Genomic DNA, 14,399 nt, shown 5'->3' with positions numbered 1-14,399 from the left:
TGGCGACTGTCGATCTGCGCTTACGGCTTGAAGGGCCCATCGTCTGACGGACCGCCATCGCGAGCAAGCTCGCTTCACAGGGTTTCGGGCTGATCACAAACCTGTAATCCGCCCCCAAAAAACTGTGGGAGCGGGCTTGCCCGCGATGGCGGTGTGTCAGGCAACAGAAGACTTACTTTTCGAACCCGTTCGAAGGGAGCACATCCGTCCCACGCCAACGCCGGACCGAACGCTGGAAAAACAGGCTATTGGGCACCTGCACCATGGCGCTGCCGGTACCGAGTTCTTCGGCTTCGATCAGCGTGGTGTAGAGCAGATTGATCGCCACCACCCGGCCTTTGACACCGGGCTTGTCGGTGGTATCCACCAACTCGACCACATCGCCGATACGAAACGGGCCGACGGTAAAGATCAGGATCGCGCACAGCAAGTTGGAGAGCACGCTCCACATGGCGAAAAACGCCACGGCGGCCACTGCAACGAAACCGGACAATGCCGTCCAGAGCACTGTGGCCGACACGCCAAGGCGTTCCAGCACAAAGATCAACGCACTGCCCATGATCAGCCAGCGCAAACCACCGCGCAGCGGCATGAAAAACTGCGGCGGAAACGGATAGCGTTCGCCCAGGCGAGTCAGGCATTTAGCGACGACGCGCTGAGCGATATAACCGGCCAGCAGGATCAGCAGAATTTGCACGACCAGCCAGAGCGGCTCGCCCCACCCAGCCGGCAGCGGCAACTTGAAGGCTTCCATCAGGACAACGCCTCCAGCTCCGCCTGCATGCTTTCGAGCAGTTCGAGCGCTTCCATCCAGGCTTCTTCCAGCTCCGCTTCACGCACCTTCAGCTTGGCCTGTTCAGCCAGCAAATCACGCAAATCGTTCTTGCGCATCGGCTCGTAAATGTCGCTGTCGCCGAGGCTGGTATCGATTTTCGCCAGCTTCTCGTGCAGCTTGCCCAGCTCGGCTTCAAGCTTGTCAGCCTCACGCTTGTGCGGTGCCAGTTGCTGACGCAACGCAGCAGCCGCCTGGCGCTGGGCTTTCTTGTCGGTCTTGTCCGGATTGACCGGCGTATTGCTGACCGGGGCATTGCGTTGACGGTATTCCACCAGCCAACGGGCGTAATCCTCCAGGTCGCCGTCGAACTCCTCGACCTTGCCGTCTGCCACCAGATAGAAATTGTCAGTGGTGCTTTTGAGCAGATGGCGATCGTGTGAGACCACCAAAACCGCGCCACTGAACTCCTGCAGCGCCATGGTCAGCGCCAGACGCATTTCCAGATCCAGGTGGTTGGTCGGTTCGTCGAGCAGCAGCAGGTTCGGTCGATCCCAAGCGATCAATGCCAAGGCCAGACGTGCCTTCTCACCGCCAGAGAAATTAAGGACTGGCTCATCGATACGCGCGCCACGGAAGTCGAAACCACCGAGGAAATCACGCAAGGTTTGCTCTCGTTCGGTCGGCGCCAGGCGCTGCAAATGCAGCAACGGGCTGGCTTTGGCGTCGAGAGAATCCAGTTGATGCTGGGCGAAGTAACCCACGACGGTATTTTCACCGCGCGTCAGGCGACCCGCCAACGGCTCAAGCTCACCGGAGAGGTTTTTGATCAGGGTCGATTTACCGGCGCCGTTCGGGCCGAGCAAACCGATGCGCGCACCAGGGGTCAGTTGCAGCTTGACCTTCTCCAGCACGGCTTTGTCGCCGTAACCCAGTCGAGCATCTGACAGGTCGATCAGCGGGCTGGAAATTTTCGTCGACTCGCGGAAGACGAAATCGAACGGCGAATCGACGTGGGCGGCGGACAGCTCTTCCATCCGCTCCAGTGCCTTGATCCGGCTTTGGGCCTGACGGGCCTTGGTGGCCTGAGCCTTGAAGCGGGCGATGTAGCTTTCCATGTGCGCACGTTGCGCCTGCTGCTTCTCGTAGGCCTGTTGTTGCTGGGCCAGACGTTCGGCACGGGCACGTTCGAAAGCGCTGTAACCACCGCGATACAGGGTGATCTTGCGTTGATCGACGTGGGCGACGTGATCGACCACGGCATCGAGGAAGTCCCGGTCGTGGGAGATCAGCAGCAAAGTGCCGGGATAGCTTTTAAGCCACTCTTCGAGCCAGATGATGGCGTCGAGGTCCAAGTGGTTGGTCGGTTCGTCGAGCAGCAACAGGTCCGAAGGGCACATCAAAGCCTGCGCCAGATTCAGACGCATCCGCCAGCCACCGGAGAAATCTCCTACTTGCCGATCCATCTGCTCGTTGGTGAACCCAAGGCCGGCCAGCAACTTGCGGGCCCGGGCATCGGCGGTGTAGCCGTCGGCGCTGTCGAGCTCCGAGTGCAGGCGGGCCTGAGCGGCACCGTCATGGGCCGCTTCGGCTGCGGCGAGGTCGCGTTGCACCTCGCGCAGGCGCAGGTCGCCATCGAGCACGTAGTCGACCGCCAGGCGTTCGAGTGTCTCGATTTCCTGGCGCATGTGGGCGATGCGCCAGTCGGCCGGCAAGAAGCAGTCACCCGAGTCCGGATGCAGTTCGCCACGAATCAAGGCGAACAGGCTCGATTTGCCGGCGCCGTTGGCACCGATGAGGCCGGCTTTGTGGCCGGCGTGCAGGGTCAGCTCGGCGTCTTCTAGCAGACGTTGCGGGCCACGCTGTAAAGTGAGGTTCTGAAGTCGAATCATAATGGCGGCGGAGTCTACCAGCTTCGCTCGCAACTGGCGCGAGTAGCACTATGTCCTCTGACCTGTGGAGCTTTTCCGTTACCACGTATTCTCGTCGTGGCGTTGAACGCGCATGCCTGCACTTGCAGTCCAGGGGTGTGAACGTGTGCCTGCTGCTGTGCGGGTTATGGCTGGGAGAACGGGGCGTTGCCTGCAGCGAGCGACGCTTGCAGCAGCTACGCGATGTAGCCGGGCCTTGGGATGCGGATGTCGTGCAACCATTGCGCACCTTGCGCCAGCAATGGAAAGCCGCTGCGAGCGAGGATGCCGGGCTGGATGATTTACGCGGACGCGTGAAGACACTGGAGATGGAAGCCGAAAGGCATTTGTTGCTGCGACTGGAACGTTTGACGCAGCGTTGGCCGCAGGATGAGGCGACCGATCTCTCGGCCTGGCTGGAAGGTGTGGCGGCAGGCGCCGCCAACCTGGACCGCGACGCGCTGCATCAGCTGCGCGTCGCGGCAACCGGCACTTAGGAAGCGCTGGTCGGGGTAGTGCTGGTGCTCGACGGCGCGGCTGGCGTTGGCACAGACGCAGTTGTCGGGGTGGTTGCTGCAGGTACGGGCGCAGCCGAAGCAGCGGGTGCGGGTGCTGCAGTCGCTGGCTTGGCAGCAGGCGCAGTGGCCGGTTTGGCAGCAGCGACCGGCTTTTTCACGGCCGGTTTTGCTGCTGGCTTGGCCGCGGTTTTGGCTGCTGGTTTCGCAGTCGGTTTGGCGGCTGGCTTGGCGGCTGGCTTGGCAGCGGCAGCGGGTTTGGCAGCAGCGGTTCTGGTAGCTGGTTTAGCAGCGGGTTTAGCCGCCGTTTTTACAGCGGTTTTCGCAGCAGGCTTGGCCGCGGCGGTTTTAGCTACAGCCGGTTTGGCGGCGGCAGTTTTAGCGGCTGGCTTGGCAGCAGGTTTAGCCGCTGCCGTTTTTGCGGCGGGTTTGGCAGCCGTGGTTTTTGCAGCCGGTTTAGCGGCAGCTGTTTTGGCAGCAGTTGTTTTGGCGGCAGTTGTTTTGGCGGCAGTTGTTTTGGCAGCAGCAGGCTTGGCGGCAGGTTTGGCAGCCGTCGTTTTAGCTGCTGGTTTTGCAGCACTGGCAGCGACTGTTTTTTTCGCCGCCGGTTTTACGGCTGGCTTGGCTGTGGTTTTCACCGCAGTTTTGGCTGGTGCTTTCGCAGCAGCTGGTTTGGCCGCAGCCTTCTTCACAGGTGCCGCCGCTGGCTTGGCCGAACGCAGGGATAACGCCTTGCCGACAGCCTCCTGGACACGACCGACACCCTGGGCCAGTTTCAGGCTTTCTTGAGCATCGCGTTTGAGTTGCAGGATGTAGCTGCGCGTTTCGGACTGGCGATCCTTGAGGGCATCGAGCAAGTTCTCAAGTTCTTTCACCGCCTCCTTGGCCTTGGCTTGCGCCTTGGCTTTGCCGGCCGCCGCCGCATCCTGCAATTTGGTCCGGGATTTGTGCAGTTTTTCCTGCGCTTTTCCGCGCTGCTTCTCCAGTTTGGCGAGCAGTTTTTCAGCATCAGCCAAGGCTTGGGAACAAGCGTTTTCCAAATGCTCGAGCAGGCTGCCCGAGAGTTGTTGGAGTAAGTGCAACGGAGTATTTACTGGCTTCTTGGTGGCCGACATGATTTACCTCCTGGCTGACGTGAATGCGGCTCATACTAGACCTCTGCTGCAACCGCCGCTAGGGCCTGTTGACAGTATCGAAAGCACGCCGTTGCAACATCGCCAAAATGTTCTGCGCGCAGCCAAAACCAGTTCACCTTCGAGCGCATCCACACTGGCATAATCCTGCTCATCCCAGGCTGGAGAGTGCCCATGTCGCGCTACCTTTTTTTATCGTTGTGCGTGTGTTTTTCTGTGGCACAAGCCACCGAAAAAAACGCCGCAAATGACACTCACGATCTCGCTTACAGCTTGGGCGCAAGTCTTGGCGAACGCTTGCGCCAGGAAGTTCCGGACCTGCAACTTCAGGCCCTGCTCGAAGGTTTGCAACAAGCCTATCAAGGCAAGCCGCTGGCGCTGAAAGATGAGCGGATCGAACAGATTCTGGCTGAGCATGAAGCCCGGATTGCCATGCAGTCACCGGTACCGCAAAGCGAATTGGCACTGGAAAACGAGCGACGGTTTCTCATTGAAGAAAAAGCCAAACCCGGCGTGCGCGAACTGGCCGATGGAATACTGCTGACCGAGTGGGTGCAGGGCACCGGCGCCAAGGCCGGTCCGAATGGCAAAGTCCAGGTGCTGTATACCGGACGCCTGCCTGACGGCTCGGTGTTCGACCAGAACAGCCAGGCGCAGTGGTTCAGTCTCGATAGCGTAATCAGTGGATGGCGCAGTGCGCTGCAAAACATGCCGGTCGGCGCGAAATGGCGCCTGGTGATTCCGTCGGCGCAAGCCTACGGCGCCGACGGTGCCGGCGATGTGATCGCGCCGTTCACGCCGCTGGTATTCGAGGTCGAATTGCTGGGTGCTAAAAGCTGAAAGCCGTGAACGAAAAACGGCGCGCATAGGCGCACCGTTTTGAGGGTGTTGCCGGATACGGTTCAGGCCTGAACCGAATCCTCTTGCTTGTGAGCGGTGTGCAGCACTTCAATCAGGCAATCTTCCAGTTCGAAGCGTTCGTGCAACAAGCCACCCAGCTCCTTGAATTTCTCCGCGACACACTTGCCGGCATCACACAGATCGTTGAACGCCAGCAGCTTTTCGGTGATGACGTCGATGCGCGGGTAGATCTGCTCGGCGAGTTCCAGGCCACGCTTGTCGTTGAAGGCCTTGGCCTCACTTGTCAGTTGTTCGTAGATCTCGAAATGCCCGGCAGACACGTAGTCGACCAGCACACCGCAGAACTCCTGCAACCGTTTTCGGTCCTCGCTCAGAGCCTCGGGCTTGTCGCCGAGAGCATCATAGGCCCGAACCAGTTCGTGACGCTCCTGCAACCAGCGATCGATCAGCAGATGCACTCCACCCCAGCGTTCCTGAGCATTCTGACAACTTTCGAGCATGGTGATTCTCTCTTCCCTTGTGGGTCATGCTGCTCTACACCTGTCGCACTTGAAATCACGGATCGACCAGGCAGAGCGTCATTCGAGCAACATAAATCCAATGACACGTGCGGGCCAGATTATGCCCGCGCGCTTATAGCTTCAAGGTACGCAGGAGATAAAGTTCATACAAGTGTTTAATCTCCCGCCAACGCCCGGTGCGACGACTCGCCGCTGAGCGGTCGCTGGCATGCGATCCAGACAAGGCGCAGCAACTGATACCCGCCCAGAATCATCATCGCAACGAAGAACAACAGACTCCATTCCGGGATGCTCAGGTCGAACAGCGTCCAGGAAATTTCCGCGCAATCGGCGGTTCCTTTGAACATTCGCTGTACGACACACAGCCAGGGCGTACTGGCGAACAGATCAGCCAGATCAGGCGAGCATGCCGATAACTGATGTGCCGGATCGCTCTGCAACACCACCTGGCGCCACGCTGTGATGGTGCCCGCCAGACTGCAGAGCAGACCCAGCAACCAATACAGGAACAATCCGAAGCGGCCAGGCCCCTGCACTGAAGCCGCCAGACAGATACCCGTCAACAGCGCCAGGCAAACCCGCTGCAATAGGCACAACCCGCATGGCTTGAGGCCGACGGCATATTCCAGGTGATAGGAAACGCCCAAGGCCAGGGCACCTGCAATGAAAACCATGAAAAACAAGGAGCGTGAGCAGGCCAAAGACATGGCTTTTCCGTAACAGTAGAGACAGGCGGTTACGGTAGAGGAAAGCGCAGCAGCCTTTCAAGGCAGGCCGCCACGGACACTTCACCAGAAGTGTAGGGAATTCCCGACAGTGTCGAGAGGATTTGATGTAGTCCTCTGTAGGACTTTGCCGCCGAAGGATTACAGCGCTGAAACAGAGACGGATTCGAAGCGATTTCCGCCCGTTGCAGCAGCTGCCGAAGGCGGTGTTCGGCTGCGCAGCAGCCGTAAAACAGACACGGTTTGGTCAGCCAAGTCGCATTAAATCTGGGCGACTGCTGCGCAGCCGAACGCAGGCTGCGCCAGCTGCTACAGCTACAGCGAAATCAGGCGTGAGCCGGCACCGGCAGCGGTGCCGCCAGCAAGCGCTCATCCAGCAGGCCCAAGCCCTCCTGAAACAGCTGATTACTGCGTTGGGTATCACCCAGTTGCGCCAGCAACCGCGCCAGCTCGGCGCAGGCTTCAGGGTTGCGCTGCACGCGCAGGCTGCTCTCCAGATAATCCCGGGCTTTGCCCCACAGACTGCTTTGCAGGCACAAACGGCCCAGCGTCAGCAGCAGGCTCGGGTCGGCGGGATGATCCTTGAGCCAACCCTCGGCGGTGTGCAGCTGCCTGGCCGGATCACTGCCGCGAACCAGCCCGTACAGACGCGCCAGATGACTGTCGTATTGGCGCTTGAGGGCTGTCCGCAAAACTTCTTCGGCCTCGACCTGCGCGCCCAGTTGCCGCAATTGCTCGGCATAGGCCAGCACCAGTTGTGGTTCCTGGCGCTGAGCGCTGGTGAGTTGTTGCCAGGCGCGCTGCAGCGATTGCAAACCAACTGTTCCGTCTTCTTCCTGGTGGGCCGCCAACGAAAGATTTTCACCCCAGGCGCGGCGCTCCAGCTCAGCCAGTTCGGCCGGTGGCAATACCTTGTCCTTGCGTAACTCCGGCAACAAGCGAATCACGGCCGACCAGTCGCCCCGCTGCTGATGCAGGCGTTGCAACTGGCGCAGGGTCTGGACGTTATGGGGATGGCGTTCGTGCATGGCCTGCAGGGTCACCAGCGCACCGTCAGTATCGCCGCGGTCTGTCTGTAACTGGGCATGGCTCAAGGCAATCGCCAGCTCGGCCTGGGGCTGCCGCTCGAGGGCACGTTCCAGCAGGTTGTCGCTTTCCTCGTAGTGACCTTGTTCGTTCGCGGCACGGGCGGCACCGAGGTAATAGAGCAGCGGTTGGCGTTCGGCTTCCGCTGCGCGATATAAATGACGCTGCGCACTGGCCCAACGGCCCTCGGCCAAATCCAGCTGACCGTGTTCGATGGCCACTTGTACCCGCCGACTGCGATTGCGCCGGGACCATGGATTGACCACGCCACCGGAAGTCGTCACCAGCTCGATCAGCGCCTTGATGCCCCAGAACACCAGCCACAGCACAGCCACCAGGGCGAGGGTTGCCCACAGGCTCGATTCATAACGGAATGTTTTGTAGGCGATCAGCACGTAGCCGGAATGCTCGGCAATCGCCAGCCCGAGCGCGGCAGCCGCCGCGATGACGACGAACACGATGACATAGAGGCGCTTCATGGCGTGGCCTCCTGGGGGGTGCTCGCGGCAGGTTTGGCCAGAGGTTTCACCGACTCCTCGGCATTGATATTACGACGTTCAAGATAGGCCTGAACCGTACTCAAGGTGCCCGTCAGATCTGGCGTGACCACCGTGACTGGCTGCTTGCTCAACTCGACCACCTGCTCGAGCATGACTTTGCTCTGTGGGTTGTCCGGGTTGAAGTTGTTCTTGAGTACATCCCGCGCTTCAGCCAGCGCTTGGGTGTACACCGCGGCCTGACCATTGAGCGCGGCCCATTGCGCCTGTTCCAGCGCCAGACTCAGCGCCAGACGCACCTGGCTCAGGCTCTGCCCCGCCAGCAGCGGACGGACATTCTTGTCGGCGTTGAAATCGATGCGGATATAACGCGAGATCTGGTCCCACCATTGCGCCCAGCGACTGGCGCCGTCGCCATCAGCGGTCAGGCCCAACAGGGATTCGCCACGATCCTTGTACTCAGGTGCCAACTCGGTGAGGTTGATCACCTGATCACGCAAGGCACCCAGTTGCAGGAACAACCCGGTGCGATCCGGTTGTTCGGTACTGCGCAGGGCCACCAGGGTTTTGGCCACTTGCTCTCGAGCGGCGAAAGCCCCGGGGTCGTTCTGTTCACGGAGAATTTCGTCGGCGCCTTGCACCAGGGCCTGGGCGCTGTTGATGTCCTGCAATGCAGACAGACGCAGGCTGGCCAGACGCAGCAAGTGCTCGGCTTCGGCCAGACGCCAGTCCTTGCGGCTCGCGCCGAGGACGGTTTCCAGACGTTGATTCAGGCGTTGCTGATCGCCTTGGAGCTGAGTGACCAGACGATTGCGCGCGTCGAGCTCCTCGGCGGCCGGTATTTGCTCGAGGCGAGCCGTCAGGCGTTGCTCGTTGAGCTTCAGGCTCTGGGCCTGATCACTCAACGCCTGCACCTGATTCAACTGTTGCTGGTTAGTGGCTTGCAGGTGACGCACCTGCCAGACTCCCCAACCGCCCACGGCAACACCGGCGGCGCCCAACAGCAGCGCGACGATTGCCAACCCATTGCCTCGGCGCTGCTCAACAGCAGTTGGCGTAGTTTCAACCGGTGCATCAGCCGATGCATCAAGCACAGGCCGGACGTCATCTTTAGGCAAGGCTGTTTCGCTCACGTATCCATCCTTTGCATTAGAAAACGGGCACGGGATGTTCCCGTAACGCCGCCAGCAAGGCCGCGGCACTGGCGCCACGACAATCCACAACTGTTTGGGCCCCGGCGGCATGTGCCAGCGCGGCGACCCTGGGGCTTGGAACAAACAACGGCAACCGCACCATGCTCGGCCAGGCATCGCCAGCCAATCGGTGCAGGTGCTCAAAACCCTGTCCACTGCTGACCACCAGCCCGTTCAAGCGTTCCGCCCTGATCCGGTCTGGCAAGGTCGCCGACGGGTACCGCGGTAAACCGCGCCGGTACAACTCCAGATATTCGACACTAGCACCAAGCTCACGTAAACGCTCAGCCAGCAGCTCGCGCCCACCCTCCCCGCGCAGGATCAGCACCCGCGGATCAGGGCCGACGACAGCCTCGCGCAACGGCGCAAGCTCAAGCAAGGCTTCGCTGTCATCGCCGTCCACCGGGAAGCTCACATCCAGCCCGCTGTCCTTGAGAATCTGCGCCGTCGCCGCGCCCACGCTGAACCACTTCAGGCCCGATGGCTGCGACCCGTACTGGTTGAGCAGATCGACAGCGATTCTGGCGGCCGGTTTGCTGACCACGATCACCGCGCGATAGTTTTCCAGGTGCTGAATCACTTCGCGCATTGTGTCAGAGGCAGGAATCGGCTCGATATCCAAAAGCGGCAACGTGCTGCTGAAAACCCCCGCGTCGGCCAGCACCCGGGCGAGCGCCGCCGACTCCTGCGCAGGGCGTGTCAGCAACAGGCGCCAGCCGGTCACTCGTGCCCCGCCTCGCCGTAGACTGCTTTCAAAATGTCGGCAGCGCCCTGGTTCAGCAGGTCTTCAGCCACTTGCACACCCAAAGCCTGGGCATCAGCCCGCGGCGCCCGGGCCTGCGCGCTGAGCAACAGACCGCCGCCCGGATCCCCCACCAAACCGCGCAACCAGATCTGCTCGCCTTCAAGCACGGCGTAGCAAGCGATGGGCACCTGGCAGCCGCCATTCAGATGTTTATTGAGCGCACGTTCGGCGGTAACGCGAGTGGCCGTGTCCTGGTGATGCAGCGGCGCCAGCAACGCGTGGATCTCTGTGTCGGCGCTACGGCATTCGATACCGACCGCGCCCTGGCCACCGGCCGGCAGACTGTCTTCGACGCTGATGGCCGAGGTGATGCGGTCTTCGAAGCCCAGGCGAATCAAACCCGCCGCGGCGAGAATGATCGCGTCGTATTCACCGGCATCGAGCTTGGCCAGGCGAGTATTGACGTTGCCGCGCAGGAAGCGGATTTCCAGGTCCGGGCGACGGCTCAGCAACTGCGCCTGACGACGCAGGCTGGAGGTGCCGACGATGCTGCCTGGCGGCAACTCAGCCAGACTGGCGTAGGTATTGGAGACAAAGGCATCGCGTGGGTCTTCGCGCTCGCAGATGCAGAACAGACCGAGGCCTTCAGGGAAGTCCATCGGCACGTCTTTCATGGAATGCACGGCGATGTCGGCTGCGTTTTCCAGCAGCGCGGTTTCCAGCTCTTTGACGAACAGGCCCTTGCCGCCAATTTTCGACAGCGGCGAATCGAGCAGCTTGTCGCCACGACTGACCATCGGAACCAGCGTCACGAGCAGGCCCGGATGGGCCTCTTCCAGACGAGCCTTTACGTACTCGGCCTGCCATAGGGCGAGAGCACTTTTGCGGGTGGCGATGCGGATTTCGCGAGAGGACATGGATCAATCCGTACTGAAATAGATACGGCAGATAATAACAGCTCAGCCAAATCCGCTTTGACTTGTATCAGAAACCGCGTGGCCTCCCTGGCCTTCTATGTCCGGTAACAGGCTGAAAATCCGCTTTTAAAGCTGTTGCATCATTTTGCGCACGCCGGCCACATGACGTCGACTGACGATCAGGGCATCGCCGTTCAGGCCTTTGAGAAATAATTGAAAATGCCCAAGGGGCGTGCGCTGCAACCGCTCGATGCGTTCGCGAGCCACCAGTGCATTGCGGTGGATCCGCACAAAACGTTCGCCAAATTCGTCTTCAAGGGCCTTGAGTGGTTCGTCGAGCAGTACTTCACCACCTTCATGACGCAAGGTGACGTACTTGTGGTCGGCGATGAAGTAGACCACCTGACCCAACGGAATCAGTTCAATGCCTTTTCGGGTGCGAGCGCTGATGTGGCTGCGCGGACCGCTGCCGGTTTCGGCCGCCGGGCGAGTCAACGCCGCAAGCTGGACGCGATTGGGTCGCTCGGCTTTCTTTAATGCTTCCTGTAACTGTTCTGTGCGCACTGGCTTCACCAGATAGCCCACGGCGCTGGCCTGCAGGGCTTCCACGGCAAATTCATCGGGCCCGGTGCAAAACACCACGGCGGGCGGGGTTTCGCGTTCGCACAATCGTGCAGCCACTTGCAGGCCATCGAGGCCGGGCATGCGAATATCGAGCAGTACGATATCCGGTTTGTGGCTGTCGATCAGTGCCAACGCCTCTTCGCCGTTCGTGGCGCTGGGCTCCAGGACATTGTATCCCTCGAGCTCGCCAACCATTCGGCTCAGGCGCTCGCGGGCCAGGGGTTCGTCATCAACGATCAGGACATTCATATTGCGCTGGATTCCTGCGTGAGTCTCGCACAAGGATAGCGTAGACAGGTGAAGTGACGTCCGTCACCGCGATCCACGCTAAGACTAGCGCGAGGGCCAAAAAGTGCCGCGAGACCGGCGGCTAAATTTTCATTTGCCGCGTGACTGGCGGCCCAGGCCCGCACTGGCGAGACATCGCCGTAGGGTTTGCTGATACACAATATGAACACCCCTCTTCTCTCTATAGTCAGCTGCAGCATCGAGAAGTGCGCTGATCCTCTGTCCAACTGTAGACGGTTGCCGGGACGATATTGCTCAATTGAAAAATATCCTTGCGCAATTTGCGCATTGCTTGCTTCGAGCAGGGGGTGGCGCGATGAGAAAAAAACCTGTCGACCAGTGTCAGCGACAGGATTGGCAACCCTGTTATTATCCGCGTCAGCGTTTCACGCCATCTTTCTTCAAGCCGATACGAGCGAATTCATGAGCACTGACAAGACCAATCAGTCCTGGGGCGGCCGCTTCAGTGAACCCGTCGACGCCTTCGTCGCCCGCTTCACCGCCTCCGTCACCTTCGACCAGCGCCTGTATCGCCACGACATCATGGGTTCGATCGCCCACGCCAGCATGCTGGCCAAGGTTGGCGTGCTGACCGATGCCGAGCGCGACAGCATCATCGATGGCCTGAACACCATCCAGGGTGAAATCGAGGCCGGCCAGTTCGACTGGCGCATCGACCTTGAAGATGTGCACATGAACATCGAGGCGCGTTTGACCGACCGCATCGGCATAACCGGTAAAAAACTGCACACCGGCCGCAGCCGTAACGATCAGGTCGCCACCGACATCCGCCTGTGGCTGCGGGACGAGATCGAACTGATCCTGGGCGAAATCACCCGCCTGCAACAAGGCTTGCTGGAGCAGGCCGAGCGCGAAGCCGCCAGCATCATGCCAGGCTTCACTCACCTGCAAACCGCGCAGCCAGTGACCTTCGGGCATCACATGCTGGCCTGGTTCGAAATGCTCAGCCGCGACTACGAGCGCCTGGTCGACTGCCGCAAACGCACCAACCGCATGCCGCTGGGCAGCGCCGCGCTGGCCGGCACCACGTACCCGATCGACCGCGAGTACACCGCTCAATTGCTGGGCTTCGACGCGGTCGGTGGTAATTCCCTGGACAACGTGTCCGATCGCGACTTCGCCATCGAATTCTGCTCGGCCGCGAGCATCGCGATGATGCACTTGTCGCGGTTCTCCGAAGAATTGGTGTTGTGGACCAGCGCGCAGTTCCAGTTCATCGATCTGCCGGACCGTTTCTGCACCGGCAGCTCGATCATGCCGCAAAAGAAAAACCCGGACGTGCCAGAACTGGTTCGCGGCAAGACCGGCCGGGTATTCGGCGCGTTGATGGGCCTGCTGACCCTGATGAAAGGCCAGCCGCTGGCCTACAACAAGGACAACCAGGAAGACAAGGAACCGCTGTTCGACGCCGCCGATACCCTGCGCGACTCGCTACGCGCCTTCGCCGACATGATCCCGGCGATCAAGCCCAAGCACGCCATGATGCGCGAAGCGGCACTGCGCGGTTTCTCCACCGCCACCGACCTGGCTGACTACCTGGTACGCCGTGGCCTGCCGTTCCGGGATTGCCACGAAATCGTCGGCCATGCGGTGAAGTATGGCGTGGACACCGGCAAGGACCTGGCGGAAATGAGCCTGGAAGAACTGCGCAAGTTCAGCGACCAGATCGAGCAGGACGTATTTGCCGTGCTGACTCTGGAAGGCTCGGTGAATGCCCGCGATCACATCGGCGGGACGGCGCCGGCGCAGGTCAAGAAGGCTGTTGCTCGCGGTCAGGCGTTGCTCGCCAGCCGTTAAAAGCTTCGCGGGCAAGCCTCGCTCCTACATTAGGGGACTGTATTTGTCCTTGTAGGAGCGAGGCTTGCCCGCGAAGGCATTCTCAAGATCGTTACACGTCTACTTTTTGGACGCGATCATCGCCAGGAACGCCGGCATCGCCGCGTCCTTGTCCTTTGCGATCCGCTGCACATGCCGATTGTGCTCCAGACGCTCCAGCAGCGCCCTGGCCGCCGGCATCTCGGCCAACAGATCGATATCAAACAGCTTCCGCGCCACGGCACAAGCCATCGGTACGCTGTAGAGAAAATACAGATCGGCCACGCTCAGGCTGTCACCCGCCACATAGGGGGCGAATTTGCCATGCCTGCCCAGCGAGGCAAATCCCAGCAGTAGCTCGGCCTTGGTCTTGTCCTTGATCGCCTCCGGCACAGACATGCCGAAAAACGCTTCGGGGTAGCAGGCGCGCGCCGGCAGTTCGATGTACAACTCGATTTCCTTGGCCAAAGCCAGCGCCTGCGCTCGCTCGAAGGGATTGTCCGGCAGCAGCGGCGTGCCTGTCTGGCTCTGCTCGAGGTACTCGAGAATCACGCTGGTTTCGTTGATGAAACCTTGTTCGACACACAGCACCGGGACCTTTCCGCGCGGGCTGATCGCTAGCGTCTCGGGGGTAGTGCCTGGGTAAAACAGCACCTCTTCGAACGGCAATCCCTTTTCCAGCAACGCCAGCTTGACCATGTTGTAGTAGTTGCTGACGCAAAATCCATAAAGCTTGAGCATTAGTTAGCCTCCAGGCCGTGCAAGGGGTTGGCAGC

Annotated in this window: 14 protein-coding genes; 3 read left to right on the top strand and 11 right to left on the bottom strand. The window is 60.5% G+C overall.

Going from position 1 to position 14,399, the window contains the following annotated elements; translation table 11 throughout:
• Positions 1 to 172: 172 nt before the first annotated feature.
• Positions 173 to 754 (bottom strand): mechanosensitive ion channel family protein, encoded by a 582-nt coding sequence (locus BZL43_RS15495; RefSeq protein WP_095633127.1) that lies wholly within the window; start codon positions 752 to 754, stop codon positions 173 to 175.
• On the bottom strand, positions 754 to 2,664 hold the full coding sequence (locus tag BZL43_RS15490; protein WP_095633126.1) for an ATP-binding cassette domain-containing protein: 1,911 nt from the start codon (positions 2,662 to 2,664) through the stop codon (positions 754 to 756). Before BZL43_RS15490 ends, BZL43_RS15495 begins: the two co-directional genes overlap by 1 nt.
• A 50-nt stretch (positions 2,665 to 2,714) precedes the next feature.
• Between BZL43_RS15490 and BZL43_RS15485 the strand changes: the two genes are divergently transcribed.
• On the top strand, positions 2,715 to 3,179 hold the full coding sequence (locus BZL43_RS15485; protein ID WP_095633125.1) for a TIGR02444 family protein: 465 nt from the start codon (positions 2,715 to 2,717) through the stop codon (positions 3,177 to 3,179).
• On the opposite strand, the gene BZL43_RS15480 is transcribed toward BZL43_RS15485, so the two are convergent.
• On the bottom strand, positions 3,176 to 4,312 hold the full coding sequence (locus BZL43_RS15480) for an AlgP family protein (protein ID WP_095633124.1): 1,137 nt from the start codon (positions 4,310 to 4,312) through the stop codon (positions 3,176 to 3,178). The genes BZL43_RS15485 and BZL43_RS15480 overlap by 4 nt on opposite strands.
• Positions 4,313 to 4,504: 192 nt before the next feature.
• Here BZL43_RS15480 and BZL43_RS15475 point away from each other — a divergent pair, with 192 nt between their 5' ends.
• Positions 4,505 to 5,170 (top strand): FKBP-type peptidyl-prolyl cis-trans isomerase, encoded by a 666-nt coding sequence (locus BZL43_RS15475; protein WP_095633123.1) that lies wholly within the window; start codon positions 4,505 to 4,507, stop codon positions 5,168 to 5,170.
• Positions 5,171 to 5,232: 62 nt separating this feature from the next.
• On the opposite strand, the gene rsd is transcribed toward BZL43_RS15475, so the two are convergent.
• The 7 genes from rsd to BZL43_RS15440 form a co-directional block, all read right to left on the bottom strand.
• Positions 5,233 to 5,691, bottom strand: coding sequence for a sigma D regulator (gene rsd / locus BZL43_RS15470; protein ID WP_095633122.1), 459 nt, complete (start codon positions 5,689 to 5,691; stop codon positions 5,233 to 5,235).
• A gap of 176 nt (positions 5,692 to 5,867) precedes the next feature.
• Positions 5,868 to 6,419, bottom strand: coding sequence for a disulfide bond formation protein B (locus BZL43_RS15465; protein ID WP_095633121.1), 552 nt, complete (start codon positions 6,417 to 6,419; stop codon positions 5,868 to 5,870).
• A 344-nt stretch (positions 6,420 to 6,763) separates the two neighbouring features.
• Complete coding sequence (locus BZL43_RS15460) at positions 6,764 to 8,002, bottom strand: heme biosynthesis protein HemY (RefSeq protein WP_095633120.1); 1,239 nt, start codon at positions 8,000 to 8,002, stop codon at positions 6,764 to 6,766.
• A complete protein-coding gene (locus BZL43_RS15455; protein WP_095633119.1) occupies positions 7,999 to 9,153 on the bottom strand; it encodes a uroporphyrinogen-III C-methyltransferase in 1,155 nt (384 codons plus the stop codon). Before BZL43_RS15455 ends, BZL43_RS15460 begins: the two co-directional genes overlap by 4 nt.
• 16 nt (positions 9,154 to 9,169) lie before the next feature.
• Positions 9,170 to 9,937, bottom strand: a complete 768-nt coding sequence (locus BZL43_RS15450; protein WP_095633118.1) for a uroporphyrinogen-III synthase — start codon at positions 9,935 to 9,937, stop codon at positions 9,170 to 9,172.
• Entirely contained in the window at positions 9,934 to 10,875 is a 942-nt protein-coding gene (gene hemC / locus BZL43_RS15445; protein ID WP_095633117.1) for a hydroxymethylbilane synthase, read from the bottom strand. Before hemC ends, BZL43_RS15450 begins: the two co-directional genes overlap by 4 nt.
• 126 nt (positions 10,876 to 11,001) lie before the next feature.
• Positions 11,002 to 11,748, bottom strand: coding sequence for a LytTR family DNA-binding domain-containing protein (locus BZL43_RS15440; protein WP_095633116.1), 747 nt, complete (start codon positions 11,746 to 11,748; stop codon positions 11,002 to 11,004).
• A gap of 462 nt (positions 11,749 to 12,210) precedes the next feature.
• On the opposite strand from BZL43_RS15440, the gene argH reads away from it, so the two are divergent.
• On the top strand, positions 12,211 to 13,605 hold the full coding sequence (gene argH, locus BZL43_RS15435) for an argininosuccinate lyase (RefSeq protein WP_095633115.1): 1,395 nt from the start codon (positions 12,211 to 12,213) through the stop codon (positions 13,603 to 13,605).
• Positions 13,606 to 13,704: 99 nt separating this feature from the next.
• On the opposite strand, the gene BZL43_RS15430 is transcribed toward argH, so the two are convergent.
• Positions 13,705 to 14,364, bottom strand: a complete 660-nt coding sequence (locus BZL43_RS15430) for a glutathione S-transferase (protein ID WP_095633114.1) — start codon at positions 14,362 to 14,364, stop codon at positions 13,705 to 13,707.
• Positions 14,365 to 14,399: the final 35 nt, after the last annotated feature.

Origin of the sequence: Pseudomonas sp. PICF141 (genome assembly GCF_002286815.1) — a bacterium.
Taxonomy (GTDB): domain Bacteria; phylum Pseudomonadota; class Gammaproteobacteria; order Pseudomonadales; family Pseudomonadaceae; genus Aquipseudomonas.
Note: the sequence above shows the minus strand (reverse complement) of the source record. Positions and strands in the feature narration are given on the sequence as shown.

Coding starts and splice junctions, on each gene's coding strand:
- BZL43_RS15495 (WP_095633127.1), bottom strand. CDS start 754: ATGGAAGCCTTCAAGTTGCCGCTGCCGGCTGGGTGGGGCGAGCCGCTC.
- BZL43_RS15490 (WP_095633126.1), bottom strand. CDS start 2,664: ATGATTCGACTTCAGAACCTCACTTTACAGCGTGGCCCGCAACGTCTG.
- BZL43_RS15485 (WP_095633125.1), top strand. CDS start 2,715: ATGTCCTCTGACCTGTGGAGCTTTTCCGTTACCACGTATTCTCGTCGT.
- BZL43_RS15480 (WP_095633124.1), bottom strand. CDS start 4,312: ATGTCGGCCACCAAGAAGCCAGTAAATACTCCGTTGCACTTACTCCAA.
- BZL43_RS15475 (WP_095633123.1), top strand. CDS start 4,505: ATGTCGCGCTACCTTTTTTTATCGTTGTGCGTGTGTTTTTCTGTGGCA.
- rsd (WP_095633122.1), bottom strand. CDS start 5,691: ATGCTCGAAAGTTGTCAGAATGCTCAGGAACGCTGGGGTGGAGTGCAT.
- BZL43_RS15465 (WP_095633121.1), bottom strand. CDS start 6,419: ATGTCTTTGGCCTGCTCACGCTCCTTGTTTTTCATGGTTTTCATTGCA.
- BZL43_RS15460 (WP_095633120.1), bottom strand. CDS start 8,002: ATGAAGCGCCTCTATGTCATCGTGTTCGTCGTCATCGCGGCGGCTGCC.
- hemC (WP_095633117.1), bottom strand. CDS start 10,875: ATGTCCTCTCGCGAAATCCGCATCGCCACCCGCAAAAGTGCTCTCGCC.
- BZL43_RS15440 (WP_095633116.1), bottom strand. CDS start 11,748: ATGAATGTCCTGATCGTTGATGACGAACCCCTGGCCCGCGAGCGCCTG.
- argH (WP_095633115.1), top strand. CDS start 12,211: ATGAGCACTGACAAGACCAATCAGTCCTGGGGCGGCCGCTTCAGTGAA.
- BZL43_RS15430 (WP_095633114.1), bottom strand. CDS start 14,364: ATGCTCAAGCTTTATGGATTTTGCGTCAGCAACTACTACAACATGGTC.